General features: G+C 66.7%; 25 protein-coding genes. 16 read left to right on the top strand and 9 right to left on the bottom strand.

What is annotated here, in order from left to right:
* The first annotated feature begins 3 nt into the window (after positions 1–3).
* The 6 genes from HB677_RS14260 (at position 4) to HB677_RS14235 (ending at position 7,049) form a co-directional block, all read left to right on the top strand.
* On the top strand, positions 4–357 hold the full coding sequence (locus tag HB677_RS14260) for an L-rhamnose mutarotase (protein ID WP_307852606.1): 354 nt from the start codon (positions 4–6) through the stop codon (positions 355–357).
* 101 nt (positions 358–458) lie between these two features.
* Complete coding sequence (rhaI, locus tag HB677_RS14255) at positions 459–1,625, top strand: L-rhamnose isomerase (protein WP_213816401.1); 1,167 nt, start codon at positions 459–461, stop codon at positions 1,623–1,625.
* A 205-nt stretch (positions 1,626–1,830) separates the two neighbouring features.
* Positions 1,831–3,867 carry a bifunctional aldolase/short-chain dehydrogenase gene (locus tag HB677_RS14250; protein WP_213816400.1) on the top strand — a complete coding sequence of 679 codons (2,037 nt, stop codon included), beginning with the start codon at positions 1,831–1,833 and terminating at the stop codon, positions 3,865–3,867.
* Positions 3,864–5,348, top strand: a complete 1,485-nt coding sequence (locus tag HB677_RS14245; RefSeq protein WP_213816399.1) for a rhamnulokinase family protein — start codon at positions 3,864–3,866, stop codon at positions 5,346–5,348. The genes HB677_RS14250 and HB677_RS14245 overlap by 4 nt, the downstream gene beginning before the upstream one ends.
* Before the next feature lie 2 nt (positions 5,349–5,350).
* Positions 5,351–6,169, top strand: coding sequence for a nucleotidyltransferase domain-containing protein (locus HB677_RS14240; RefSeq protein WP_213816398.1), 819 nt, complete (start codon positions 5,351–5,353; stop codon positions 6,167–6,169).
* A gap of 139 nt (positions 6,170–6,308) precedes the next feature.
* On the top strand, positions 6,309–7,049 hold the full coding sequence (locus HB677_RS14235; RefSeq protein WP_213816397.1) for an SDR family oxidoreductase: 741 nt from the start codon (positions 6,309–6,311) through the stop codon (positions 7,047–7,049).
* Positions 7,050–7,067: 18 nt separating this feature from the next.
* Here HB677_RS14235 and HB677_RS14230 read toward each other — a convergent pair whose 3' ends face one another.
* The 3 genes from HB677_RS14230 to HB677_RS14220 are packed head-to-tail and all read right to left on the bottom strand — an operon-like array spanning position 7,068 to position 9,794.
* Positions 7,068–8,123: an aldo/keto reductase gene (locus tag HB677_RS14230; protein WP_213816396.1), complete on the bottom strand. Its 1,056-nt coding sequence runs from the start codon at positions 8,121–8,123 to the stop codon at positions 7,068–7,070.
* A gap of 30 nt (positions 8,124–8,153) precedes the next feature.
* Positions 8,154–8,915 (bottom strand): SDR family NAD(P)-dependent oxidoreductase, encoded by a 762-nt coding sequence (locus HB677_RS14225; RefSeq protein WP_213816395.1) that lies wholly within the window; start codon positions 8,913–8,915, stop codon positions 8,154–8,156.
* Positions 8,916–8,954: 39 nt separating this feature from the next.
* Entirely contained in the window at positions 8,955–9,794 is an 840-nt protein-coding gene (locus HB677_RS14220; protein ID WP_213816394.1) for an SDR family NAD(P)-dependent oxidoreductase, read from the bottom strand.
* Between the two features lie 121 nt (positions 9,795–9,915).
* Here HB677_RS14220 and HB677_RS14215 point away from each other — a divergent pair, with 121 nt between their 5' ends.
* Positions 9,916–10,824 carry a helix-turn-helix domain-containing protein gene (locus tag HB677_RS14215; protein ID WP_213816393.1) on the top strand — a complete coding sequence of 303 codons (909 nt, stop codon included), beginning with the start codon at positions 9,916–9,918 and terminating at the stop codon, positions 10,822–10,824.
* 10 nt (positions 10,825–10,834) lie between these two features.
* Here HB677_RS14215 and HB677_RS14210 read toward each other — a convergent pair whose 3' ends face one another.
* On the bottom strand, positions 10,835–11,179 hold the full coding sequence (locus HB677_RS14210) for a cupin domain-containing protein (protein ID WP_213816392.1): 345 nt from the start codon (positions 11,177–11,179) through the stop codon (positions 10,835–10,837).
* Positions 11,180–11,225: 46 nt separating this feature from the next.
* Complete coding sequence (locus HB677_RS14205) at positions 11,226–11,816, bottom strand: TetR/AcrR family transcriptional regulator (protein WP_213816391.1); 591 nt, start codon at positions 11,814–11,816, stop codon at positions 11,226–11,228.
* A gap of 79 nt (positions 11,817–11,895) precedes the next feature.
* On the opposite strand from HB677_RS14205, the gene HB677_RS14200 reads away from it, so the two are divergent.
* Positions 11,896–12,720 carry an alpha/beta fold hydrolase gene (locus HB677_RS14200; RefSeq protein ID WP_213816390.1) on the top strand — a complete coding sequence of 275 codons (825 nt, stop codon included), beginning with the start codon at positions 11,896–11,898 and terminating at the stop codon, positions 12,718–12,720.
* A 64-nt stretch (positions 12,721–12,784) separates the two neighbouring features.
* Here HB677_RS14200 and HB677_RS14195 read toward each other — a convergent pair whose 3' ends face one another.
* Entirely contained in the window at positions 12,785–13,564 is a 780-nt protein-coding gene (locus HB677_RS14195) for an SDR family oxidoreductase (RefSeq protein WP_213816389.1), read from the bottom strand.
* Positions 13,565–13,720: 156 nt separating this feature from the next.
* Here HB677_RS14195 and HB677_RS14190 point away from each other — a divergent pair, with 156 nt between their 5' ends.
* Positions 13,721–14,395, top strand: a complete 675-nt coding sequence (locus HB677_RS14190) for a TetR family transcriptional regulator (RefSeq protein WP_213816388.1) — start codon at positions 13,721–13,723, stop codon at positions 14,393–14,395.
* A gap of 91 nt (positions 14,396–14,486) precedes the next feature.
* Positions 14,487–14,909, top strand: a complete 423-nt coding sequence (locus HB677_RS14185) for an organic hydroperoxide resistance protein (RefSeq protein ID WP_213816387.1) — start codon at positions 14,487–14,489, stop codon at positions 14,907–14,909.
* Between the two features lie 50 nt (positions 14,910–14,959).
* On the opposite strand, the gene HB677_RS14180 is transcribed toward HB677_RS14185, so the two are convergent.
* The gene (locus tag HB677_RS14180; protein WP_213816386.1) at positions 14,960–15,421 is read right to left on the bottom strand and encodes an iron chaperone; all 462 of its coding nucleotides are present in this window, start codon (positions 15,419–15,421) and stop codon (positions 14,960–14,962) included.
* A 188-nt stretch (positions 15,422–15,609) separates the two neighbouring features.
* Between HB677_RS14180 and HB677_RS14175 the strand changes: the two genes are divergently transcribed.
* The gene (locus tag HB677_RS14175; RefSeq protein ID WP_213816385.1) at positions 15,610–18,453 is read left to right on the top strand and encodes an alpha-L-rhamnosidase; all 2,844 of its coding nucleotides are present in this window, start codon (positions 15,610–15,612) and stop codon (positions 18,451–18,453) included.
* A 96-nt stretch (positions 18,454–18,549) separates the two neighbouring features.
* Here the strand turns inward: HB677_RS14175 and HB677_RS14170 are convergent, their stop codons facing one another.
* Entirely contained in the window at positions 18,550–19,197 is a 648-nt protein-coding gene (locus HB677_RS14170; protein ID WP_213816384.1) for a TetR/AcrR family transcriptional regulator, read from the bottom strand.
* Between the two features lie 118 nt (positions 19,198–19,315).
* On the opposite strand from HB677_RS14170, the gene HB677_RS14165 reads away from it, so the two are divergent.
* The 4 genes from HB677_RS14165 to HB677_RS14150 all read left to right on the top strand — a co-directional run bounded on the left by HB677_RS14165 (position 19,316) and on the right by HB677_RS14150 (position 23,589).
* Complete coding sequence (locus HB677_RS14165) at positions 19,316–20,809, top strand: DHA2 family efflux MFS transporter permease subunit (protein WP_213816383.1); 1,494 nt, start codon at positions 19,316–19,318, stop codon at positions 20,807–20,809.
* A 256-nt stretch (positions 20,810–21,065) separates the two neighbouring features.
* The gene (locus HB677_RS14160) at positions 21,066–21,740 is read left to right on the top strand and encodes a GntR family transcriptional regulator (RefSeq protein WP_213816382.1); all 675 of its coding nucleotides are present in this window, start codon (positions 21,066–21,068) and stop codon (positions 21,738–21,740) included.
* Positions 21,741–21,750: 10 nt separating this feature from the next.
* A complete protein-coding gene (locus HB677_RS14155) occupies positions 21,751–22,983 on the top strand; it encodes an alpha-hydroxy acid oxidase (RefSeq protein ID WP_275950912.1) in 1,233 nt (410 codons plus the stop codon).
* Positions 22,984–23,187: 204 nt separating this feature from the next.
* Positions 23,188–23,589 (top strand): hypothetical protein, encoded by a 402-nt coding sequence (locus HB677_RS14150; protein WP_213816380.1) that lies wholly within the window; start codon positions 23,188–23,190, stop codon positions 23,587–23,589.
* A gap of 24 nt (positions 23,590–23,613) precedes the next feature.
* On the opposite strand, the gene HB677_RS14145 is transcribed toward HB677_RS14150, so the two are convergent.
* Positions 23,614–24,819, bottom strand: coding sequence for a low temperature requirement protein A (locus tag HB677_RS14145; RefSeq protein ID WP_213816379.1), 1,206 nt, complete (start codon positions 24,817–24,819; stop codon positions 23,614–23,616).
* A gap of 136 nt (positions 24,820–24,955) precedes the next feature.
* Here HB677_RS14145 and HB677_RS14140 point away from each other — a divergent pair, with 136 nt between their 5' ends.
* Entirely contained in the window at positions 24,956–26,479 is a 1,524-nt protein-coding gene (locus HB677_RS14140) for an HNH endonuclease signature motif containing protein (RefSeq protein WP_213816378.1), read from the top strand.
* Positions 26,480–26,541: the final 62 nt, after the last annotated feature.

Raw genomic sequence — 26,541 nt, 5'->3', positions numbered from 1 at the left:
TGCGTGGGGGACACCATGCAGCGCGTCTGCTTTCAGCTCCAGGTCAGGCCCGATCACATCGACGCCTACCGCGAGGCGCACGCCCGCGTCTGGCCGGACATGCTCATTGCCCTGAGGGAGACCGGGTGGCACAACTACTCGATTTTCCTGCGGGAGGACGGCCTGGTGATCGGATACTTCGAGACGGAGGATCTGGACGCCAACCTCGCCGGAATGGCCGCCCGCGAGGTGAATGCCCGGTGGCAGAGCGCGATGGCTGATCACTTCGAGCACACGGACGTGCCCGCCGATCAGGCATTTCGGTATATCCCGCAAGTTTTCAACCTCGATGCGCAACTTTTGGCCGCGCAATTGTGAAAGACGATTCCACCCGCTAGCATTCAAAATGAAACGATTCACTTCCGCTTCTGGCGGTCGCGATGTCGGTCAATGACGACGAAACACGAAAGAGAATTCCAATGGTGCAATTCAGCGATATCGCGCCCCTGCTGGCAGAACAGGCCATCGAACTGCCGTCCTGGGCCTTCGGCAACTCCGGCACCCGGTTCAAGGTCTTCGGTACCCCCGGCACCCCGCGCACGCCGCAGGAGAAGATCGCCGACGCCGCCCAGGTCAACACCTACACCGCGCTGTCCCCCACCGTCGCGCTGCACATCCCGTGGGACAAGGTCGACGACTACGCGGCGCTTGGCACGTTCGCCGAGGACCACGGCGTGAAGCTCGGCACCGTCAACAGCAACACGTTCCAGGACGACGACTACAAGTTCGGCAGCCTCACCCACATCGACCCGCGCATCCGCCAGAAGGCGATTGACCACCACCTCGAGTGCATCGACATCATGGATGAGACGGGCTCCCGTGACCTCAAGATCTGGCTCGCCGACGGCACCAACTACCCGGGGCAGGGAGACATCCGCGGACGTCAGGACCGCCTCGCCGACTCCCTCGCCTCGATCTACGCCCGCATCGGTCAGAACCAGCGCATGGTGCTCGAGTACAAGTTCTTTGAGCCCGCTTTTTATCACACGGATGTCCCGGACTGGGGCACCTCCTACGCCCAGGTATCCGCGCTCGGCGACCGCGCGCTGGTCTGCCTCGATACCGGCCACCACGCTCCCGGCACCAACATCGAGTTCATCGTTGCCCAGCTGCTGCGCCTCGGCAAGCTCGGAAGCTTCGACTTCAACTCCCGCTTCTACGCCGACGACGACCTGATCGTCGGGGCGGCAGACCCGTTCCAGCTGTTCCGGATCCTGTACGAGGTCATCCGTGGTGGCGGGTTCGGACCCGATTCCGGCGTCGCCTTCATGCTCGACCAGTGCCACAACGTCGAGGACAAGATCCCCGGGCAGATCCGCTCGGTGCTCAACGTGCAGGAGATGACGGCGCGCGCGCTGCTCGTGGACGGCACGGCGCTGTCCGCCGCGCAGAACGCGGGCGACGTGCTCGGCGCGAACGGCATCCTCATGGACGCGTTCTACACGGACGTTCGCCCCGCGCTCGCCGAATGGCGTGAGTCCCGGGGGCTCGCCGGTGATCCGATGGCTGCCTACGCGGCATCCGGTTACCAGTCCCGCATCGCCGAAGACCGCGTCGGCGGTCAGCAGGCCAGCTGGGGCGCCTGACCGCCAGTTTTTCCGTGTGGCGGGAGAAAACGCAGGGTGTGGCGGGAGAAGAAAGCGGATGGCGGGAGTTATGTCTCCCGCCAACCGCCAGCTTCTCCCGCCGACCGCAACGTCTCCCGCCGAACTCAACCCATGACGAGCGCCGGAACTCCCGCCGGACGCGTTTTCCCCTCCTGACCAGCACCGCAACAGAGAGATCGCAGACATGACCAACCCCACCGCCGCAGAACTGATCGCGCGCAGCAACCGCCTCGGTTCCGACCCGCGGGTCACCAACTACGCCGGCGGCAACACGTCGGCCAAGGGCACGGAGACCGACCCCGTCACGGGCGAGGACGTCGAGCTGCTCTGGGTGAAGGGATCCGGCGGAGACCTCGGCACGCTGACGGAGGCGGGCCTTGCCGTACTGCGGCTCGACCGCCTTCGCTCGCTGGTAACCGTCTATCCCGGTGTCGACCGCGAGGACGAGATGGTTGCCGCGTTCGACTACACGCTGCACGGCAAGGGCGGGGCCGCGCCCTCGATCGACACCGCCATGCACGGGCTCGTCGATGCGGCGCACGTCGACCACCTGCACCCCGACTCCGGCATCGCATTCGCGACCTCCGCCGACGGTGAGGCGCTGACGGCGAAGGCCTTCGGCGGCAAGGTGGCCTGGGTCAACTGGCGGCGCCCCGGCTTCCAGCTCGGGCTGGACATCGCCGAGATCAAGCAGGCGCACCCCGATGCCATCGGCGTGATCCTCGGCGGCCACGGCATCACCGCGTGGGGCGACACCAGCGACGAGGCCGAGGCCAACTCGCTGTGGATCATCGACACGGCCGAGAAGTTCATCGAGCAGAACGGCCGCGCGAATCCCTTCGGCACACCCCTCGACGGCTACGCCGCCCTGCCCGAGGAGGAGCGCCGCGCGAAGGCCGCCGCCCTCGCACCGCACATCCGCGGGCTCGCCTCGACCGACAAGGCGCAGGTCGGACACTTTACGGATGCCTCGGTGGTCACCGATTTCCTCTCGAGCAGTGAGCACGTGCGACTCGGCGCCCTGGGCACCAGCTGCCCCGACCACTTCCTGCGTACCAAGGTCAAGCCGCTCGTGCTCGACCTGCCCGCGACATCCACCGTCGAGGAGTCCATCGCGCGCCTGGACGAGCTCCACGCGCAGTACCGCCTCGACTACCAGGCGTACTACGACGCGTACGCGACCGACGAGTCGCCCGCCATTCGCGGCGCCGACCCGGCCATCGTGCTGATCCCGGGCGTCGGCATGTTCAGTTACGGCGCGAACAAGCAGACCGCCCGTGTGGCGAGCGAGTTCTACATCAACGCCATCAACGTCATGCGCGGGGCCGAAGCCATCTCGAGCTACGCGCCGATCTCCGACGAGGAGAAGTTCCGTATCGAGTACTGGTCGCTCGAGGAGGCAAAGCTGCAGCGCCTGCCGAAGCCCAAGCCCCTCGCGTCGCGCATCGCGCTCGTCACCGGTGCGGCCTCCGGAATTGGCAAGGCGATCGCCACCCGCTTGGCCGCCGAAGGAGCCTGCGTGGTGATCGCCGACCTCGACCTCGAGAAGGCCCAGGCGGCCGCGGCCGAGCTCGGTACCACCGACGTCGCGATCGGCATTCAGGCGAACGTCACCGACGAGGCGCAGGTGCAGGCCGCCGTGGACGCCACGGTCCTGGCGTTCGGCGGGGTCGACCTCATCGTCAACAACGCCGGCCTGTCGCTGAGCAAGTCGCTGCTGGAGACGACCGTCGCCGACTGGGACCTGCAGCACAACGTGATGGCGAAGGGATCCTTCCTCGTCTCCCGGGCCGCAGCACGCGTTCTCATCGACCAGAAGCTCGGTGGAGACATCATCTACATCTCCTCCAAGAACTCCGTCTTCGCCGGCCCCAACAACATCGCGTACTCCGCGACCAAGGCCGACCAGGCCCACCAGGTGCGTCTGCTCGCCGCCGAGCTCGGCGAGTACGGCGTGAAGGTCAACGGCATCAACCCCGACGGGGTGGTGCGGGGATCCGGCATCTTCTCCAGCGGCTGGGGCGCCAAGCGCGCCGCGGTCTACGGCGTGCCCGAGGAGGAGCTCGGTGCCTACTACGCGCAGCGCACTCTGCTCAAGCGCGAGGTACTGCCCGAGAACGTCGCCAACGCGGTGTTCGTGCTGTGCTCGAGCGACCTGAGCCACACGACCGGCCTGCACATCCCCGTGGACGCGGGCGTCGCCGCGGCCTTCCTGCGATGACGGGCGCGACCCCGGTCGCCGCCGTCGACCTCGGTGCCACCAGCGGCCGGGTCATGCTCGGCTACGTGGGCCCCACCGAACTGCGCCTGCAGCCGATCGCGCGGTTCCCGAACGGGCCCGTCCACCGCGACACCGGCCTGCACTGGGACATCGACCAGCTGCGCTCGGGAGTCTTCGGCGGGCTCGCGGTGGCGGCCTCCGCCGAGCCCGGCATCAGGAGCATTGGGGTGGATGCCTGGGCCGTCGACTATGCGCTCATGGCGGGTGGCTCCATGCTGGGCACCCCCCACCACTACCGCGACGATCGCAACGATGCGGGCGTGGCCGCGGTGCACGCGCAGGTCACCCCGGCGGAGTTGTATGCCGCCAATGGACTCCAGCACCTCAGCTTCAACACCCTGTTCCAGCTCGAGGTCGACCGCGCGGCCGGGGCCCTCGACGCCGCCGACACCTTCCTGCTTATCCCCGACCTGTTCGCCTTCTGGCTCACCGGCCGCGCCATCGGCGAGCGCACCAACGCGTCGACCACGGGCCTGCTGCGCGTCGGCGCCGGGGATGCGGCGCAGTGGGATGACGCGTTGATCGCAAAGCTCGGACTCCCCCGTCACCTCTTCCCCGAACTCGTCAGCGCCGGCTCGACCATCGGCACCCTGACGCCCGCCATGGCTGCGGAACTCGGCTTCGCCCCCGATACCGCCGTCACCGCCGTCGGCTCCCACGACACCGCGTCCGCCGTTGTCGCGATCCCCGCGACGGGCACCGACTACGCGTACATCAGCTGTGGCACGTGGGGTCTGGTGGGCGTCGAGCTCGAGTCCCCCGTGCTCACGGAGGCCAGCCGCGCCGCCAACTTCACCAACGAGGGTGGCGTGGACGGACGGGTGCGGTTCCTGCACAACGTCATGGGTCTCTGGCTGCTCAGTGAGTCGCTGCGCGTCTGGGGCGAGGCCGGGCTGGCAGCCGATCTGCCGACACTGCTCGACGCGGCATCCGCTGTCCAGACACCGGTGGCAATTTTTGACGCCAACGACCCCACATTCTTGGCTCCGGGAGACATGCCGGCCCGTATCGCGGAGTGGTGCCGCGGTCATGGGCAGCCTGCCCCCCGGAGTCAGGCAGAACTCGTCCGCAGCATTCTCGAGAGTCTCGCCGACGCGTTCGCGCGCGCCGTCGAGACCGCGAGTGTGCTGTCGGGCACTGCCGTTTCCGTCATCCACATCGTGGGTGGCGGCTCGCAGAACGCGCTGCTGTGCCAGCTGACCGCCGACCGTTCCGGGCTTCCGGTGCTGGCGGGTCCGGTCGAGGCCACCGCGCTCGGCAACGTGCTCGTGCAGGCGCGCGCGCAGGGACTGATCTCGGGATCGCTCGAGTCCCTGCGATCGCTCGTCGCGGCGACGCATCCCGTCGTCCGCTACTCGCCACGCACCGTCGGCCGGCGCTCCGCATCCCCGCGGCCCTCCGCCTCACGCTCCGGCGCCTGACCTTGCGTCACCACGACGAGGCCGTCGCCACCTTCGTTCGCCAGTGCGCCGACGATGACGGGGTGCTGGGCGCCATCCTCACCGGATCGGTCGCGACGGGCAGCGAGCGCGATGACTCGGACGTCGACCTCTGCGTGCTCGTCTCCGACGCCGCGTTCGACGCCGCCGTGCGCGAGCGTCGGGTGATGTTCACCAGCACGGAGGGCATCGGATACGCCGGCGGCTATTACGACATCAAACTGATCAGCCCCTCCTATTTGCTGGAGGCGGTGGAGCGGGCGGATGACCCGACCCGGGCGTCCTTCGTTGGCTCACGGGTCATCTACTCGACGCTCGGCGAGGGCGAACTCGACCGCAGCATCTCCCGCATCCTCACCGTTCGCGACGACGTGTGGACGAAGCACACCCGCTCGTTTCTCGCACAGGTGCGGCTGCACGGCGGCTACTTCCTGCCGCAGGCGTACGAATCCGGCGACCCGTTTCTGCTCGCGAGTTCCGCCCTGCACCTGGCGGGTGCGGCGGGTCGGGCCCTCCTCGCGCGCGCCCACGTCTTCTACCGCGGGCCGAAGTACCTGACCGCGGCGCTCGCGGCGTTGCCCAGCGCGGCAGACGAAACCGTGCCCGCCGGCAAACCCGATGGCTTCGATGACCTGATAACGGCGTTGCTGGCGGCCCCGTCGCCCGCTACCGCCGGGGAGCTGATGACGGCTCTCGAGGGCTTCGCCGACTGGCCCCTCGCGCCCGGGCACACCCTGTCGACCTTCGTCATCGACAACGAGCTGGCCTGGCTGTATCGCGCCGTGCCGCCCGAGTACTCCTGACAACACGCACCTCATCAGGGTGGGGGCACCACTCCCAGGAACACCAGGGACCTTCCTGCCCACTGGTGAGCAGACGAGCATCGTGGGGTACCGGAAAATCGCTCGTGATGGGCCGGTCATCACCAGAAGGAACGCACTCATGGACATCACTGACCGCACCGTTTTCATCGTTGGGGGCACCTCGGGCATCGGGTTGGGCCTGGCGCGACGGTTCGCCGCGGCGGGCAGCACCGTGATCGTCGGAGGTCGCACCACCGGTCGCGTTGACGACCTCGAGACCGTTGAGATCGACGTCGCCGACGGGACATCCGTTCTCCGCGCCCGCGACGAAGTGCTCGCAAACCACCCGGACCTCGACGTGGTGGTGACCATGGCCGGCGTGATGTTGATGGAAGACCTGCGCGATCCCGCCCACTTTGGGCAGGCGGAGACAACGATCACCGTCAACCTCCTCGGGACCATCCGGGTGACCGACGCGTTTACCCCGCACCTCGTCTCCCGGGGTTCCGGTGACATCATCACCGTCACGTCGGGCATCGGATTTCTGCCGTTTCCCCTGATGCCTTCGTACGGTGCGTCGAAGGCGGGGGTGCACGCCTACACCGAGTCCCTGCGCGCCCAGCTGGCCGGGACCGGCGTCGCAGTGACCGAACTCATCCCGCCGGCCGTTGCAACGGCCGGGCAGGAGAAGATCAATCCCGCGGCTCTCCCACTGGAGGGCTTCCTCGACGAGGTCATCGGCCTCCTCAGCGCTACCCCCACGCCACACGAGATCGTGGTTACCGCCGCGAACCGACTGCGCTGGGCCGAGCGCGACGGAACCTACGCCGAGCTTCTCGAGGCACGCTCGCAGTCACTCAGCACCCTTCCCGGGCGCTGACCGACACCGAGCGGCGGTTCAGAAGATTTCGGCGATTGCCTGGTCGCTGGAGTCGACGTAACGGTCGCGCTGCTTCACCCCAAACGGCCCGTATGGATAGTCGTTCGGAGTCGGTGCGCTGACGGCGTCGAGGCGAGTGGTTGCGTCCTCACCAAGATCGAGGTCGGCCGCGACGATGTTCGCCTCAAGCTGCGTGAGAGTCTTGGCACCGATGATCGGCGCGGTGACGGCGGGCCGGTTGATGAGCCAGCTGAGCGCGACCTGGCTGGGCGTGACACCGAGTGAGTCGGCAACGCCGCGAACTGTGTCGACGGTGCGCCAGTTTTGCTCCTTCGCGGCGAGCTCACCAAAGATATGGTCGTTCATCGGGTCACCGGAACCGGCGCGCGTTCCCTCTTCTGCCGTGGCGTTCTTTGTGTACTTGCCAGAGAGGAAACCCCCGGCAAGAGGCGACCACGGCAGGAGTCCAACTCCGTTGTGGAGTGCGGCCGGCACGATTTCATATTCGATCTCACGGGAAACGAGGTTGTACTGGGGCTGCAACGTCACAGGAACCTGAAGTCCCATTGATCTCGCCGTGGAAAGCGTCAGCTGCATCTGCCAGCCGGTGAAGTTCGACAGACCGATGTAGTGGATTTTTCCCGCGTGGACAGCATCATCAAGAAAGCTCAGTGTCTCTTCGATCGGTGTCAGCGGGTCCCATCCGTGCAACTGGTAGAGATCAACCGTGTCTCGACCCAGGCGTCGCAGCGATGCCGACAGGGCCCGGTCAAGGTTGCGTCGGGACGATCCGTTCTCGTTCACGTCAGGGCCGGTTCCGAATCGGGCTTTGCTGGCGAGAACGACACGATCCGTGACGTCTGCAGGTCGGCTGGCAAACCAACGTCCAAGGACCTCTTCGGACGCGCCGCCGCCGTACACATTGGCCGTGTCCACAAAGTTGCCGTCGGCTTCGATGAAGCGGTCAAGGATGGCGAACGCATCAGACTCGGAAGTCTCGGTGCCGAAACCCATGGCGCCGAGGGCGAGGTTGGACACACTGACTCCGGTGTTGGCGAGGCTGCGGTATTTCATCTGATTCTCTCCGTTTCGAGGTGTGCGGTCTTACGCCTGCGATGTGGGCATGGCCCACAGTTCAGCGATGGAAGACCGTCGCGGTCGGGTGACCATGTAGGCGATGCTGTCGGCGATGTCGCCGGGTTCGAGCGGTTCAGCGATGGCATTGGACGCCGCCAGCTCGCTCGTAATTGCGTCATTGTTGTGCGAAACGAGTTCGGTGTTGACGGCTCCCGGCTCCAGCACGCCAACACGGACGTGTTTTTTCGTGACTTCCTGACGGAGCGCCTCGGTAAAGCCGTTGGTGCCGAACTTGGTCATGTTGTAGACGCCGTAATTCGCCCACGCCTGACGCCCAGCGATTGACGAGATATTCACGATGTCGGCGACCTGTCGTAGCTGGTCCTCGGCGGCGGCCAGCAAATGGGGAAGCGCCGCATTCGTCATGTAGAGCAGGCCCTTTTGATTGACGGAGATCATCCGCTCCCACTCGTCGATGTCTGCTCCGACGATGGGTCCCAGCAACATCAGCCCCGCGTTGTTGATCAGGATGTCGAGCCGACCGTAGGTGTCGACGACCTCCCGAACGGCCTTCTCCGCCTGTGCACGATCGGTGATGTCCGTTGCGATGGCGAGCGCGGTACCGCCAGCCGCTGCGATCTCGGCTACGACGGCGTCCAGTCGGTCCTTGCGGCGGGCCACAACGACCACGATCGCACCGTGCTCTGCGAGCCTGATCGCGGTGGCCTCCCCGATTCCGCTGCTCGCGCCGGTGACGATCGCGACAGTTCCGGTGAGTTTCAGATCCATGAGGTTCTCTTCCTTGCTGACGAGTGTGTGACGGGGAATTCAGGCGTCGAAATTCAGCGACGCCGAGAGGTCGCGGTGTGCGTCGATCTGACCCTGGATTGTGGCGAGGTTCTGCTCCACTCCGCCCATCACGTCGGCTCCCGCGAGGAATCGCAGCGGAAGGTCGCCTGAATCGGACAGCGTGACCAGCGCCTGGGCGAGCTTCTTTGGATCTCCGCCCTGCAGCCCGTTCATGCCCTTCCATGCGGCGATCGTCTGGGCGGTGCGCTCGGCGTAGTCCTCGATCTCGAGTTCCGGCCAGATGGTGGAGGAGCCCTCGACAAGCAGCTCCGTACGGAAGAAGCCTGGTTCAACCGCCATGGTGGAGATACCGAAGGGGGCGACGTCGAAGCGCAGGGACTCCATCCATCCCTCGAGAGCGAACTTCGATGCGGCGTACGCGGCAACGAATTCCTGCCCCATGAGCCCGGCGGCCGACGTGACGGTGATGACCTGGCCGGAGCGCTGTGTTCGCATCATGGGCAGAATCGCGCGTGTCACGTTGAGTGGCCCGAAGAAGTTGGTCTCCATCTGCGCGCGGAGCTGCGTCTCGCTGATGTTCTCGAAGTAGCCGGCGTAGAAATTGCCGGCGTTGTTCACCAGCACGTCGATACGACCGAACCGGTCGACGGCGGCATCGGCGGCGGCTCGCGCCGCGGCGGGATTCGTGATGTCCAGCGACACGGGCAGGAGGTTGTCGTGCTCGCCAAGAGCGGCCGTGACGTTAGCCGCATCGCGCGCGGTGGCGACCACCGAATGCCCCGCGGCGAGGGCTGCTGTGGCAATATCGACGCCCATGCCGCGGGCGGAACCGGTGATGAACCAGACGTTGTTGGTCATAGTGAAGCCTTTCTGTTCGTACGACCAGTCAACGGACTCCGCCGGCAGTCAGGCAGTCCCGGTCTATAGGGTTAATCGTGATAACCCCCTCACGGGAGCGCGTCGTCGTAGGGTCGTGGGTATGGATTCATCGAACGAGATCCGTGAGTTCCTGACATCCCGGCGCTCGCGTCTCACACCGGAACAGGCTGGCCTGCCGAACTACGGCGGCCGGCGACGCGTACCCGGCCTCCGCCGCGAAGAGGTCGCACTGCTCGCCGGAATGAGCACGGAGTACTACGTGCGGCTGGAACGCGGAAACGCCACGGGAGTTTCCGATGCCGTGCTCGAGGGAATCAGTCGCGCGCTGCAGCTCGATGACGCGGAACGCTCACACCTGTTTGATCTGGCACGCGCCGCGAACGCGGGCATCCGTCCCCCCGCGCGGCGCCCGTCGCGCACCGCCTCCGTCCGGGCAAGTGTCCAGCAGACAATCGATGCGATGACCACAGTTCCGGTGTTCGTGCAGAACGGTCGCCTCGACGCGGTGGCAGCGAATTCGCTCGGCCGTGCGCTGTTCTCCTTCATGTACGACGATCCCGCGCACCCCACAAATGCGGCCCGGTTTGTGTTTCTCGACGCACGCGCCGCGGATTTCTACCGCGACTGGGAGGGCACGGCGCAGCAGATCGTTGCGATTCTTCGCACCGAGGCAGGCAGGTCGCCCTACGACCGTGCGCTGACCGACCTCGTCGGCGAGCTCTCCACCCGCAGTGATCTCTTTCGCACCCTGTGGGCTTCGCACAACGTTCGCGAACACAAGACGGGAATCAAGAAGATTCACCATCCGGTGGTGGGGGATCTCGATCTCACCTACGAGGGCATGGAGTTGGCGTCAGAAAAGGGCCTCCTCCTGCTCGCTTATTCGGCCGCTCCGGGATCACCGTCTCACGACGGGCTCCAGCTCCTCGCCAACTGGGCAGCGACGAACGTTCGCGCCTCCGCTCCTGCCGACGCGGACACCCCCAGCAATCGTCGGCACGGGCTGTAGCCGAACCAGATCACGAGTCCGCGGGCCCGAGTGACGATGCCGGGTCACTCGACATCACGCTGTGTTTGAGTTCGACCAGGATCGTGTGGGTGGGCGTCGATCCGGTATTGGCGCCGCTGTGCTCCTGCGCGGGAAGCCACACTGCCGTGCCCGCCGGAAGACTGACATCCCGCGAGTGCTCCCCCGTGGTCAACCGGCGGTCGAACCCGGTCAGGGTCACCATCACGGTGTTGGGGTGCACGTGAGGCGTCGTGCCCTGACCGGGCTCGTCGCGATACTCGAGCACCCGAACGTCGTCGTTCTCCCAGAGAACTCGATAAAAGTCGGGATTGCTCACAGCCGGATCGTCGCTCATATCCGGCACCGTAGACCCATTCCCCGGGCGGCGGACAGGGGGTAGGTCAGGTGCGCAGGCTGGCGATGACAGTGCTGACCGCCGCGCGCAGGTGTCGGGCGCTGCCGGTCGCGGCAAGCAACTGGATGCCTCCCTGGATGCTCACCACGAGGGCAGCCGCGGCAATTTCGGGGTTCACGACCGGGCTGATCTCTCCCGCCCGCTGGGTGGCTCGGAGCCCCTCGGCGAGTGCCGCCTCCCAGCTCTCGTACATTCGGCCGATGATCGCGCGCACCTGCGGGTCGTTCGGGCCGAGCTGGCTGGTCAGCGCGCTCAGCCCGCAGTGCACGCCCTCACGCTCGTAGGTCTCGAGGATTCGCTCGGACCACTGCTCCCATGCCGTCCAGCTGGTGAGGGCGTCGAGCAACGGGCGCTGGTCGTCGAGAATCCTCGTCGCCTCATAGTCGGCGACCGCCAGCAGCAATTCCGCCTTGCCCTCGGGAAAGTAGTGAAAGAGCTGACTCTGGCTGGTGCCCGTGCGGGCACGGATCTGGTCGAGTCCCGTGTTGGCGAGGCCGATCTCCCGGATCGTCGCCGCCGAACCCTGAATGATGCGGGCGCGGGTCGCCTCGCCCTTCTTCGTCAGTACGGCAGTCATACCCCCATCATAAATGGACTTGACAATCCAGAACAGTGGTCAGAGGATTGGACTAAGAAATCCATTACTGAAGGACATCATGACAACCGCAGACCGCACCCCCGAGGCATCCGCTCTTCTCACGCATCACGTAGAGGTGCGCGGCGTCGACATCGCGTACTCGGAGCAGGGCGCCGGGCCCGTGGTGTTCTACGCCCACGGAATGGCGGGCTCGCGCGCGACGGATAGACAGTCCGGGCTGTTCGACCTGTCGCCGATCGCCGCGGCGGGCTTCCGCCTGATCTCCTACGACGCTCGCGGACACGGAGAGTCCAGCGGCACGGGCGACGCCGCCGACTACGCGTGGCAGCACCTCGCCGAAGACCTCATCGCCCTCGCCGATCACTTCTCGCCGGATGCGCCAGTCTCGGTCGTGGGTTCGTCGATGGGAACGGGGACGGCGCTGCACGCGGTGACGCAGCGCCCGGATCGCTTCGACCGGCTCGTGCTGACCGCGCCGCCAACGGCCTGGGAGACGCGGGCCGGACAGACCGCGATCTACGAGGGCCTCGCCAAGGCGGTCGAGACAAGCACCGCTGGCGATCTTGCCACCCTGTTCGCTGCGGCCGTGAATCCCCCGATCTTCGCGGACGTTCCGAGTTTTCCGCCCGCCCCGGGCGCGTCCGCCGAGATGCTGCCCATCATCTTCCGCGGCGCCGGACTGTCCGACCTGCCGGACGCGGAGACCCTGGCGACGATCGGCCAGAAAACGCTGATCCTGCCGTGGGCGACCGACCCGGGTCATCCGCTCTCCACCGCGAACCGGCTCGCCGACCTGATTGACGGCTCGGAGCTGTTTGTGGCCGAGACGTCGGCGGACATCGCCACCTGGGGCACGCGCGCCGCGGCATTCCTCGGCCAGTGAGGCCCGGAATGCCGCAGACGCGCAGCGCCGGGCATCTGGCGCCCGGGCGCTACGCGCCACTCAGCTAGGGGCGCTCGTAGTACTGGGCGTTGGTCTCGCCGATGCTGACGGGTGAGCCGGCGGCCCATCCACCGTCGACAACGAACTCCGCACCGGTCGAGTAGCTTGCGTCATCGGAGGCGATGAACAGCACCATCTTGCTGACCTCTTCGGGCAGAGCCATCCGCTTCATCGCGACCTTGCCGACGACGACCTCGTCGCCGAGCGGTCCCAGGATGGGCGTGCGAATGTAGCCCGGGTGCACCGAGTTGACGCGGATGTTGTAGTCGGCGACCTCCATGGCGGTGGCCTTCGTGAGGCCACGCACGGCGAACTTGCTCGTCGTGTAGTTCGCGCTGAAGGGCGTGCCGATGAGTCCGGCGAACGAGGAGATGTTGACGATCGAGCCGCCACCGACCTTCTTCATCGAGGCGATCGCCGCGCGGGTGCCGAGGAAGACGCCGTCCAGGTTGATGCCGAGCACCTTCCGCCAGTCCGCGAAGGTCATGCTCTCGAGCGGACCCCCACCGCCGATGCCGGCGTTGTTGACCATGACCGAGATGGGGCCGAACTCCCGCTCGGTGAACTCCATGAAGTCGGCCCACTCGGCCTCGTCGGACACGTCGAGGTGGTGGTACCGGGCGTTGTCGCCGAGTTCCGTCGCAAGGGCGTTTCCCGCCTCATCGTTGACGTCGGCGATGACGACCTTGCCACCCTCGGCGACGAACGCACGCGCGTGGGTGGTGCCCATCCCGCTCGCGCCGCCGGTGACGACGATGACCTTGTTTTCAAATCTCTGCGGCATGTCCAGCTTCTCTCTCCAGTGAATACAAGCGTGGCGGCAGTGAATGACCCGGTCCGCCGTCATGGCACACTATGCCACTTTGACGGAGTACGCCTAGACTGGTTGATGCGCATCCGCACACCTGCTAGAGAACTCACAAAGAGAAGGGACGACGCAATGAACGTGGCAGAACAGCCCACGCCCGCGGGCGGACACCTCTCCTCCGTGGAGGCAGCAGTGCTCAGCCTGCGCGAACGACGCCGTCGGGACACCGAGATCGAGGTGAGCTCCGCCGCTCTCGACCTGTTCGAAAAGAATGGCGTCGCGGCAACCACGATCGCCGACATTGCGCGCGCCGCGGGAATCTCGGATCGCACGTTCTTTCGGTACTACTCCTCCAAGGAGGAGACGGTGCTGGACTTCCAGCAGTGGTTCCGCACCCCCACGCGGGAGTGGCTGACGACCGGCATCACCGATGGGCCCGTGCTCGAGCAACTCGAAGCCGTCTGCGTGGGCGTGCTGCGTCAGCTCGACGGGCCGAACCGCGATGCAGCCAACCGGCTCCGACGCATCCGGGCCCTCATGAAGACCGAGCCGTCCCTTCGCGCCGTCTCGGCCATGCTCGATGACGAGCGCGCGTATTCACTGGCCGACCAGATCGTCGAGTCCTTCCACGGGCGGGTATCCCTGACGGAGGCGCGCCTCACGGCCGAAATCGTGGGCGTGGGTCTCCGCACCGCCTGCCAGATGTGGTCCGCGCGCCTCGACAACGGCGACGACGCCACCCTCGAGGGCACCTACCAGGCGGTCCGCAGCACCATCCACTCCCTGACCGCCCCGTCCGCGCTCTGACCACACACCCCCACGAGCAGTGCCGCTCGACACATCTGTCCCGCCTGCCCCACCGGCTGTGCAACATCACCACACAATGAACGGAAAACACATGGACGTCATCTACACCGCAGAAGCTCTCTCCACCGGCGCCGGACGCAACGGTCACGTCAGGACCACCTCGGGTCACGTTGACACCGAAATGGCCATCCCGAAGGAAATGGGCGGATCCGGCAACGGAGCCAACCCCGAAGAGCTGTTCGCTGCCGGGTACGCGGCCTGCTTCCACTCCGCCATCCAGAGCGTTGCCCGCACGCAGAAGATCGCCCTGACGGACTCCACCGTCGGCAGCCGCGTGCACGTCATCCCCAACGGTGAGGGTGGATTCGTCCTCGCCGTTGACCTCGAGGTAGTGCTCCCCGAGATCGACCCCGAGGTCGCTCAGGCACTGGTCGACGCCGCCCACCAGGTGTGCCCGTACTCCAACGCCACGCGCGGCAACATCGTCGTTAACATCACCGTTTCCGACGACTAATCCCCACCGGTTCGGCACCGCCGAACCAGCACGTCGCCAATGACGTCGTCTCAGCTGGCCGCCTTCGCAATGAGCGCCGCAATCCGCGCCTCATCGTCGGCGGTCAGCTGCGTCAGGGCATACGCAACGGGCCACATCGTCCCCTCGTCGATCAGCGCGTTGTCGTTGAAACCGAGGCTCGCGTAGCGGGTCTTGAACTTTGCAGCACCCTGGAAGAACACGACAACCTTGCCGTTCTTCGCATAGCCGGGCATCCCGTACCAGGTCTTCGGTGCAAGCTCCGGGGCATTCGCGGCAACGATCGCGTGGATGGCCTCCGCAATCACCCGGTCCGGCTCGGGCATCTCGGCGATCTTCTCCAGGACGTCCTTCTCGTCGGCTTCCGGAGTGCTCTTGCCCGTGCGCTTGCGGCCCGCCGTCGTCTTCAGTTCCTTCGCGCGCTCCTTCATGGCGGCGCGCTCCTCGGCGGTGAAGCCCTCGTCAGGGGCATCTGTCGCTGTCTTCTCTGTCATCGTCGTTCCCTTCGGCGTAGTCGAGTGGATGTCTCTCCACTGTAGAAACCCGTCGCGCAGAAGTCTTCTCCAGACCTGCTCGATGCGTGGCGTCGCGGGGATCTGGCGCGCTGCCGCCTGCCGCCCTAGTATTGAATCGATTCACGCACCGCCGTATCCCCAGTCCCGCTGTACTCAAAGGAGAGTTCATGACTTCCGTTTCGCCTGCCCCCGACATCACCGAGCTGAAGGCGGAATATCGTCTCGATACTCCCGTGGTCGCGACCCCGACGCCACGTCTCAGCTGGAAGGTGGCAAGCACCACGGCTGACTGGCACCAGGTGAGTGCCGAGATCCGGTTGGGCGGTGGCGAGGCATCCGCTTCCGAATCCGGCGCGACCCACACCGTGACCGGCGCCGACTCCGTGCTCGTCGACTGGCCCTTCGCGCCGCTGGAATCGGGCGAGGTCGTCGAGGTGGCGGTGCGCGTGACGGGCACCGATGGTGTGACGTCCGCGTGGAGCGAACCGCGGGAGATCGTGGCCGGGTTCCTCGCACCGGGCCAGTGGACGGCCGGGATGATCGGCCTCTCCGCCCCCGAGCGCATCGGCCAGCCCGCCCTGCTTCGCACGACCTTCGACGTGACCGGCGATGTCGCCGGCGCCACGCTTTACGCCACCGCGCACGGCGTGTACCAGGCGCTCATCAATGGCACCGAGGTCGACGACGAGGTACTCAAGCCCGGCTGGACCGCCTACCAGTATCGCCTCACGCACGAGTCGACCGATGTGACCGACCTGCTCGTTCCCGGCCGCAACGCGCTCGGCATCACGCTGGCCGGCGGCTGGTTCACAGAGAGCTTCGGCTTCCGTGAGGGCGCAAAGCCCTTCTATGGGCAGGATGCCGCGGCCGCCGCACAACTCGTGATCAGCTACACGGACGGAAGCACCCAGGTCGTCACCACCGACGACACCTGGACCGCCACCGGTTCCGGGCCCGTCGTCGCCAGCGGCATATACGCCGGAGAGACATACGACGCGCGCAAGGATCTGCCGGGCTGGGCCTCCCCCGACTTCGACGACTCGGCCTGGGGCGCCGCCCGCGTTGACGGTGGTGGATTCCCCATCCCTACGCCGCGCAGCGCCCCCGCCGTCCGGCGTATCGAAGAGGTCGCCGTGAAGGAGGTCATCACGACTCCCGCCGGCAAGACGGTGGTCGACTTCGGTCAAAACCTGGTCGGACGGCTGCGCATCACCGTCCGGGGTAACGCGGGCGACACGGTCATCCTGCGCCATGCCGAAGTCCTCGAACACGGAGAGCTCGGCGTCCGCCCGCTGCGCAACGCCAAGGCGACCGATCACTACACGCTGGCCGGCGGCGGTTCGGAGACCTACGAGCCGTCGTTCACCTTCCACGGGTTCCGGTACGCCGAGATTGAGGGCTGGCCGGGCGAGTTTGATGCGGCGGATGTCACGGCCGTCGTCATCCACAGCGACATGCAGCGCACCGGCTGGTTCGACAGCTCGGCGCCGCTGATCAACCGTCTGCATGAAAACGTGCGCTGGGGGATGAAGGGCAACTTCGTCTACCTGCCGACCGACTGCCCCCAGCGGGACGAACGTCTCGGGTGGACGGGTGACATCCAGGTATTCGCTCCCACCGCGAGCTTCCTCTATGACGCCGATGGCTTCCTTGCCGGCTGGCTCGAAGACCTCGCCCTCGAACAGAAGGCGAAGGGTGGCATCGTGCCGTTCATCGTTCCCGACGTGCTCGGCGGGTTCTCCGCGCCGGCCGCCGCCTGGGGCGATGCGGCGACCGTCGTGCCGTGGGTGCTCTACGAGCGGTTCGGAGACATCGGCGTTTTGCGCACGCAGTTCGAGAGCATGAAGAGCTGGGCAGACACGCTGCTCGGGCTCGCGGGCGACCGCAAGCTCTGGGAGGGAATGTTCCAGTTCGGCGATTGGCTCGACCCGGATGCCCCTGCCGACTTTCCCGCGGACGCCAAGACCGATCCCGACATCGTCGCCAGCGCCTACCTGTTCCGGTCGGTGGATCTCGTCGCCCGCAGCGCCGCAATTCTGGGCAACACCGACGACGCCGTGAAGTACTCGGAGATCGCCGCAACAGTGCGTGAGGCGTTCCTGCGCGAGTACGTCACCGGTGCCGGGCGCATGCTGTCCGACGCGCAGACGGGGTACGCGCTCGCCATCATGTTCGACATCGCCCGCGACGACGCCGAACGCCAGGTCATGGGCGACCGGCTCGCTGTTCTCGTGCGCTCGGCGGGATACCGGATCGGCACCGGCTTCGTCGGCACGCCGCTCATCACGGATGCGCTGACCCTTACCGGCCACCTCGATGCCGCGGGCCGCCTGCTCACCCAGACCGAGAACCCGTCCTGGCTCTACCCGGTCACGATGGGCGCCACGACCATCTGGGAACGCTGGGATTCCATGCTCGAGGACGGCTCGATCAACCCGGGCGAGATGACGTCGTTCAACCACTACGCCCTGGGCGCGGTGGCCGACTGGCTGCACCGCTCGCTCGCCGGCCTCGCTCCCGCCGCCCCGGGATACCGCGAGATCACCATCCACCCGCACCCGCTTGCCGGTTTCGACTTCGCCAACGCCAGCCACGAGACACCGTACGGTCTGGCCAGCGCCGGCTGGTCGCGCTCCGGCACGGGCACCGTCACCGTGGACGCCGTCATCCCCACCAACACGACGGCCGAAGTCTGGCTGCCCGGCGCCTCGGAAGCGATCACCGTCGGGTCGGGCACCTACAGCTGGGATGTCGAGGTGCCGGATGACGCTGCGCCCGTCAGTGACGTCAGCGCAGAGACATCCCTCGCCGCCATCATGGACGACCCCGAGGCGTACCGGGCGGTCATCGCGGCCATCGCGGAGACCGATGCCGCGGCGTCCACCTCGTACAGCCGCCACACCAAGTGGGAATCGGGACGCTCGCTGCAGGACTCACTGTTCGAGCTGCCGCCGTCGACGCAGGAGCGCATCCGGGAGGTGCTCGGCGAGCTGACCGCCGCCCGCCGGTAACCGGTAGTCGGTAGTCGGTAGTCGGGCGAGCCGCGCGGCCGGACTGGTCAGCCGCGCGGCTCGCCCGATCGGCCTCGCGCTCGTCTGGTCAGCCCGTCAGCCGCGCGGCTCGTACGCCCGGATAAACGCCCGCACTCCCGCGACGATCCGGCGCTGCGTCTCGTCGTTCGTCGTCGTGATGCCCGCGGTGGCCCCGGTCATGGACGGCGTCATCGTCAGCGCCGTGAGATGGTCCGCCGCCATGCGTGGGTCCGGCACCACCAGCAGCCCCTGTTCGGCGAACGCGGCCAGCCTGTCCGCCACCTTCACCTCGGGTTCGACCATCGCCCAGTTGTGCGCGCGCAGCTCGGGCAGGTTTGCCGCCTCGTTCGAGACGAGCCTGATCAGCGCAACGTAGTCCGCGGAGCCGATCGCCGTCTCGGAGATGCTACGGGCAAAAGCGATGAGGGATGCCTCGAGGTCCTGCACCTCGGTGAGGTGATCGGCGATCGCGCGGTCGACCACGGACATGAGCGTGCCGAGCGCCTGCTCGACAACGCTGAGCAACAGCGCGCGCTTGTCTCCGAAATAGTCATAGACCGTGCGCTTGGACACCTGGGCGAGGGCGGCGATCGCGTCCACGCTCGTTCGCTCGAATCCCTCGGCAAGGAACAGCCCCCGCGCCGCGCCGAGAATGGCTTCCCGCTTGACGGCGGACCCCTGCCGCAGCGTCTTGCCACCGTCGGTCACGGTCATGTCGGCCATGCTGTCCTGCCTTCGTCCGGTGATGCCGCCTTGTGACGGGAGGGCCGCGCCCCGTGGCATCCATCAAATCTTACTCCTCGGTGTACTTAACTACACTGCACGGTGTAGTGTCACGTACATGACCACATCAATCGCCCCCGATGGGCTCGTCAGCGACCGTCGCCTGACCCTGCTCAGCCTTGTCCTCCTCCTCGGCGGGATCACCATCCTGCTCGATACCACCGTCGTCAACGTCGCCCTCGATCACCTGCACGTCGTGTTTCACGCGTCGGTCGCCGACACCCAGTGGGTATCGAGCGGCTACCTGCTCGCGTTGGCCGGGGTCATCCCCCTCACCGGCTGGGCGGCCGAGCGCTTCGGACCCAAGAACGTGTGGATCACCGCGACCGTGATCTTCTTGGTCGGCTCGGTGCTGTGCGGGTTCGCGTGGAACCTCCCCAGCCTCGTGGGCTTCCGCGTGCTGCAGGGCATCGGCGGAGGGCTGGCGACGGCGACCATGATCACGATCCTCGCCCAGGCCGCGGGGCCCGCCCGGCTGCCGAAGGCGATCGCAACGATCATGATCCCGGCGAACCTCGCACCGATCTTCGGCCCGATCGTCGGCGGCGCGATCATCGATTCCATCTCGTGGAACTGGCTCTTCTTCATCAACGTGCCGCTGTGCATCGCCGCGATTGCGCTTGCCCCGAAGCTGCTGCCGGCGTCATCCCCCAACCGCGTGCACACGCTGGATCTGATCGGCTTCCTGCTGCTCACCCCGGGGCTCGTTGGTCTGGCCTACGGGGTCAGCGAAGCCGGTGCCGCGGGTGGTTTCGGCGCGGTGCGATCGTGGCTGCCGATCGTCGGTGGGGTCATCCTGATCACCAGCTTTGTCATCTACTCCACTCGCGAGAAGCTCTGGGCGCGCAAGTCGGGCACCCCGCTCGTGGACGTGCGGCTCTTCAGCCGCCGCAGCTTCGGCCTCGCCTCGATCGTGATCTTCGTCGCCGGGTTCTCGAGCTTCGCGGCGATGTTCCTGATCCCGCAGTTCTACCAGGTGGCGCGGGGCGAGACGGCGTTTGCGACCGGTCTGCTACTGATGCCGCTCGGCGCCGGAACCATCACGTTCGTGTTCCTCAACAAGTGGCTGTCGTCGTTCGTACAGACGCGGTTCATTGTGGCCGGAGGCATCGGACTCACCATGCTTGGGATCCTGCCGTACGCGTTCGCGGGCGCCTCGGGCGGCGACGCACTGCTCCTTGTTTCGCAATTCGTGCAGGGCTTCGGGGTCGGCGCTGTCGTGCTACCCATCTCCACCCTGGCGTTCGTGAACCTCGCGCGGCCGGAGATTCCGCGCGGAAGCGCCGCCTTCAGCATCGTGCAGCGCGTGGGTGCTCCGTTCGGGGTGACGGTAGTCGCGGTGATCCTGCAGGCCTACATCACGTCGGCGGGGGCCGGGGCGACCGGCACGCAGATCGCGGGCGCCTTCGGCGCGGCCTTCTGGTGGATCTTCGCCTTCAGCGCCGTGCCGCTCGTGCTGGCGTTCTTCCTGCCATCGGCCACCGGGGCCAGCGCGCACGGGGCCCCGGCTCCCGCGTCCACCGTGGCGACCGAGGTCACCCCGGTCGCCTGACCGCCGCCGTCCGCCCCCCTATTTGGTTCGGCGGGAAAACGCGCAGGTTTCGGAGGGAGAAGTAAGCGCGCGGCGGGAGCTACGACTCCCGCCGCGCGCTTTTTTCTCCCGCCGGTCAGGTTTCGGGCGGTGGTTGCGCCTGCGCCGGCTCCCCCTGCCTGCGCCGGCCCGGTTCATCCCGGAAAACAACCTCCTGAATCGTTTCACTTTCTGCTAGATTGTCTGACAATCGTCACGGCAATGGAGCGGAGGGGTGATGAGCGGGAACACGCCGAACTCCCCCGTGCTGCCCGGGGCGATCTACACGGCTCTGCGCTCGAGCATCCTCGCGCAGCTGGACCCGCCCGGCTCCACCATCACCGAGGCCGCCGTCGCCGACCGGTTCGGGGTCGCCCGGCCCACCGCGCGCATCGCGATCGACCGGCTCGTCACCGAGGGGCTGCTGCGCCGTGAGCCGCATCACGCGGCGCGCGTGCCCGAGCTGGGCCGGGACGACATCGCCGATCTCTTCGATGTCCGCGCGGTCGTGGAATCCGCCGCCGCCGCGCTGCTCGCCACGTCCGCCGAGCCGCCCGCCGCGACCGTCGAGGCTCACCACGCGCTGCTGCGGCGATCGAGGGCGACCACCGGCGGGGCATCCTTCACCGATGAAGACATCGAATTTCACCGGTCCCTCGTGCTGGGCCAGTCGAGCAACCGCCTGGCCCGGATGCACGCGCTGATCATGGGTGAGGTCGAGCTCTGCATCGCGCAGCTCGACTCGCAGCGACTCATCGGCGTGCACGAGGTCATCGCCCAGCATCAGGGAATCCTCGACGCCATCTCCGACGGCAACGTCGACCTTGCCACCGCCCGCACCCGCGCCCACATCTGGGGCGCCCGCGACAAGCTCATCGCTCGTTACGACGCGCTCCATCCCACAGAAAGTTGACCCCATGAAGATGCAGAGAAGAATCCCGAAGTACAAGGACCTTCGTCCGCTGATGAACTTCAAGAGCCCCGAGCTGAACGCAAAGAAGCGTCGGCTGGACTCCGCCCTCACCATCGCCGACCTCCGCGACATCGCGAAGCGCCGCACCCCGAAGGCCGCCTTCGACTACACCGAGGGCGCCGCGGAGGCCGAGATCTCGCTGGCCCGCGCGCGCCAGGCGTTCGAGGACATCCAGTTCACGCCGTCGATTCTGCGGGATGTCTCGACAGTCGACATGACGTCGCAGGTGCTCGGCGGACCGGTGGCCCTGCCGTTCGGTATCGCTCCCACCGGATTTACCCGCATGATGCAGTCGGAAGGGGAAATCGCCGGCGCAAGCGCTGCGGCGGCCGCGGGCATCCCGTTCTCCCTCTCGACCATGGGCACGACCGCCATCGAAGACGTCAAGGCGGCCAACCCGACCGGGCGCAACTGGTTCCAGCTCTACATGTGGAAGGACCGCGACCGGTCGATGGCCCTCGTCGAGCGCGCGGCGAAGGCCGGGTTCGACACGCTGCTGGTCACCGTCGACGTGCCTGTCGCCGGCGCCCGACTGCGAGACAAGCGCAACGGCTTCTCCATTCCGCCGCAGCTGACCCTCGGCACCGTGGTCAACGCGATTCCCCGTCCGGAGTGGTGGATCAACTTCCTCACCACCGAGCCGCTCGCGTTCGCCTCACTCGACCGCTGGTCGGGCACCGTCGGCGAACTTCTCGACACCATGTTCGACCCGACCGTGACCTTCGACGACCTCGCCTGGATCAAGGACCAGTGGCCAGGCAAGCTGGTCGTCAAGGGCGTTCAAAATGTGGATGACGCGAAGAAGCTGGCATCCATGGGCGTCGACGGCATCACGCTGTCCAACCACGGCGGTCGCCAGCTGGACCGGGCGCCGATTCCGTTCCACCTGCTACCGGAGGTCGTGCGCGAGGTGGGAATGGACACCGAGGTGCACCTCGACACGGGCATCATGTCGGGCGCGGACATCGTTGCGTCCATCGCCCTCGGCGCCAAGTTCACCCTCATCGGACGCGCGTACCTGTACGGGCTGATGGCCGGCGGCCGCGAGGGCGTCGACCGCACGATCGGCATCCTCTCGGAGCAGATCGCCCGCACCATGCGGCTGCTCGGTGTGGCCACCCTCGAGGAGCTGGAGCCACGCCACGTGACACAGCTGGAACGACTCATTCCGCGGGCGAAGTAGCCAGCCACACGCGATGGGCCCCGCCGCACCACAAGGTGCGACAGGGCCCACTGTGTGTTCACCGATGGCGGTGAGGTGGAGTTACTTCACCTTTGCCGTCGAGGCGCTGATGTTCGCAACCGAGACGTAGCCGGGCTTCGTCGACGTCACCTTGGCGGTGATGCGCATGCCCTTCATGGCCTTGGTCAGCTTCAGCGTGGCGGTGTGTTCTCGGACACGCAGGATCCCGACCGCACGGCTCCCATCGTCGCCACGCGCGACATTGCGGCGACCGCGACCGACCTGCTGCTCGACCACTCCTGGTCTGGCGTCGGCAGCGTTCCGCTGGTCGGGCCACAGGACCTCTCGCAGAACGACCTGGCCCGCATCATGTCGGAGGTGCTCGGCACTCCGGTGCGCTACGAGCGCACGTCGCTCGAGAGTTTCGGCGCCAGGCTGCGCGGCTTCGGCATCGGGGACGCCCACGTGCAGGGTCTCGTTGACATGATGCGCGCCAAGGACGCCGGGCTCGACGAGGGAATCGAACGGACAGCGGATGCCTCGCGCCAGACAACCTTCGCCGAGTGGTGCGAGACCGTGCTGAAGCCCGCGCTCTCTCGGAACTAGGCCCGGACTAGGCCGGGGCTCCGTCTAGGCGGAGGCGCTTCCCACCTGTCGGGCTCGGCGCAGCTTGCCCACGATGGTCGCGGCAATGACCAGCACGCACACCAGCGCGATGCCGGCGATCACGCCGGCAAGTGTCAGCGCCTGCGCGGCCAGCGGGAGAAGCAGGATGACAGCGGCGGCGGGGAGGATTACGGCGGGGCTGATCACTAGTTGCAGTACCAGCGGAGCGTGCACGGCCCACAGGCAGATCAGGAAGACGCCCACGGGAATGGCGACCGCGTAGCCGACCGTGACGTTGGACACTTCGAGGTGGTGGCCCGCCGCCTCGACGGCGACTTCGAGGCCTCCGCCGAGGGCGGCGAGCGACCCGAAGACGAAGTAGTGTCCGTATCCCCAGAGGAAGGAGCGTGTGCGGCGGGCCTCGAGCCCGTCGCCGGCCGGCTCGAGGTAGTACAGCCACCAGAGCGCGAACAGCAGCACGACTCCCGATATCGAAATCGTGATGAGGCTGCCGCTCAGGCCGTTGATCTCGAGCGCACGCTGCAATCCGGTCGTGGACGCGAGCACGCTCTCCCCCAGCAAGATGATCGTGAAGAGCCCGTACCGCTCGGCGATGTGGTGCGGGTGCCAGAACGTGTCGCCGCTCCGCTCGGCCCAGATCGGTGCGCTGAGTTCGAGGATCGCCAGGATAACGAAGGTCACCACCGTGGACTCGACAGGCAGTGCGAGGCGGATGAGCCAGAGAACCTGGATCACGGTGATCGCCACTGCATAGCGGAGAGCGGTCGCCCGGCTTTGCTGTACTTCGACCGCGACGCGGACCCATTGCGCGACCAGACCCAGACGCATGATGAAGTAGCCCACGACGATCGCGGTGAAGTCGTTCTCATTAAAGGCAGCGGGAACACCGGCCGCCAGCACGAGAACGCCCACCATCTGCACCATCGTGAGAATGCGATAGGGAACGTCGTCGGTGTCGTATGACGACGCGAACCACGTGAAATTCATCCACGCCCACCAGATGGCGAAGAAGACCATCATGAACGGCACGATCTTGCTGCCGGCATCGCCCTCCACGATGCCCTTCGCCAACTGAGCGGCGATCTGGGCGATGGCGGCGACGAAAGTCAGATCGAATAACAGTTCGAGGGGGCTGGAGACCCGACCGCGCTCGGTCGTGTCCCGGGCCGTGGCGCGGGTGTGAATGCGAAAACGTGGGGCCAGCGTCATCCGCCCAGCATAGGGATCCGGCGCCGCCCGGCGCGATCGCGCGCGTCTTCTCCTCCACAGGTGCCGGACTTATCCCCCATTCCACCGATCAACCGAACACCCGTTTCATTACGTCCCCCTCGGCTTGAATTGATGTGTGACCGCTACTCCCGACCCCCAGGACCCCACCGGTGTGCCCGGTGGTGCGCCCATCGACCGGGTCGAGCAGATCAACCAGCACGTTGGCTCACTGATCGATCTGCTGCAGGACGACGAGCGAGCAATACGTGCCCTGACGGCACGGCGCGCCTCCTCCATCGATCAGATCCGCCGGCTCACCCTCGAACGCAACCGCCTGACTGTCGCGGTGGGGCGTCGCGACGGGTGGGACTTCGCCGATGCCGCCGTAAAGGAGACCGCGGCCGAAATCCGCCATGCACTTCTCATCTCATCGAAGGCGGCTTACACCCTGATCAGCGAGTCCGAATCGTTGATCCACGACCTGCCAGATACCCTCACGGCGCTGGCGACGGGGCAGATCAGCCACCCCCATGCCGCCGTCATCGCCAAGGAGTCCTGGTTCCTGCCGGACGAGTGCCTGCCCGCGTTCGAGCAGGCGGCCATTCCCGAGGCGCAGACGAAGATCCTGCCCCGGTTCCGCGATCGGGTGAAGGTGATCCGGGAGCGCATCCACCCCGTCCCCCTGGAGGTCCGCCACCAGCGTGCCCTGAAGGAGCGCAACGTATGGGTGGACAACGGCCCGGATGGGATGGCGACCCTGACCTATACCGACTCGGCGGAGAAGGTGATCCCGATCTACAACCGGATCGACAAGACCGCCCGCGCGCTGCGGGGTCCGGACGAGGAACGAACCCTTCCCCAGCTTCGCGCAGACGCCCTCGGAGACCTCGGACTGCACGGCACACCCTCCCCGCAGTACGACAGGGGCGTGCAGCCCACAGTCCTCATCGCCGTGCCGGCCCTGACCGCGATGGGCGAAGGTTCCGAGCCGGCGATGATGGACGGCTACGGTCCCATCGACCCCGATACCGCCCGCCGTCTGGCCGCTAAGGCCCCGTCGTTCTTCAGGATCCTCACCCACCCAGAAACCGGCGCGATCCTCTCCCTGGGGCGCACCGTCTACAAGGTCCCGGCCGACATGCGCCGGTTTCTCCAATTGCGGGACGGCACCTGCCGCGCCTTCGGCTGCTTCAACCGCGCAGACCAGTGCGACATCGACCACACCATCGAGTGGCAACACGGCGGTGAAACGGACGTCGAGAACCTGGCCCACCTCTGCCGCAGCCATCACCAGTTCAAGGCCTACAGCGCCTGGACCGTGGACCAGATCGGCGGTGGTCGCCTCAAGTGGACGAGTCCGTCCGGCAAGACCTACATCACTGAACCCAACAGCTTCATCGGGCCGATGCCCTTCACGATGCCCACCACGGCGCCGGATACCCCGCCGGACCTTCTCGTCCCTGCCGACCTTCTCGACCAGGCCCACCATGACGCTTACGAAGACTCCGACAACGACTCCTCCGACGGGCCGCTCGACGACCCCAGCGAGCCCGACCCCCAGACGTGGACCATCCCCGACGACCCGAACCCCGCATCAGCCCAGTGGTGGCAACCGCCCGAGCCGACTAATCCGCCGGATGACGCCCAACCTCCCGGCTAACACTCGCCAACCCGCTGGCGAACGACCCACTCGCCCCGCCCCTGGCGGACTACCGGGCTAGC

Origin of the sequence: Glaciihabitans sp. dw_435 (assembly GCF_018449675.1) — a bacterium.
GTDB lineage: Bacteria > Actinomycetota > Actinomycetes > Actinomycetales > Microbacteriaceae > Glaciihabitans.
This window is presented reverse-complemented; position numbering and strand designations above follow the sequence as displayed.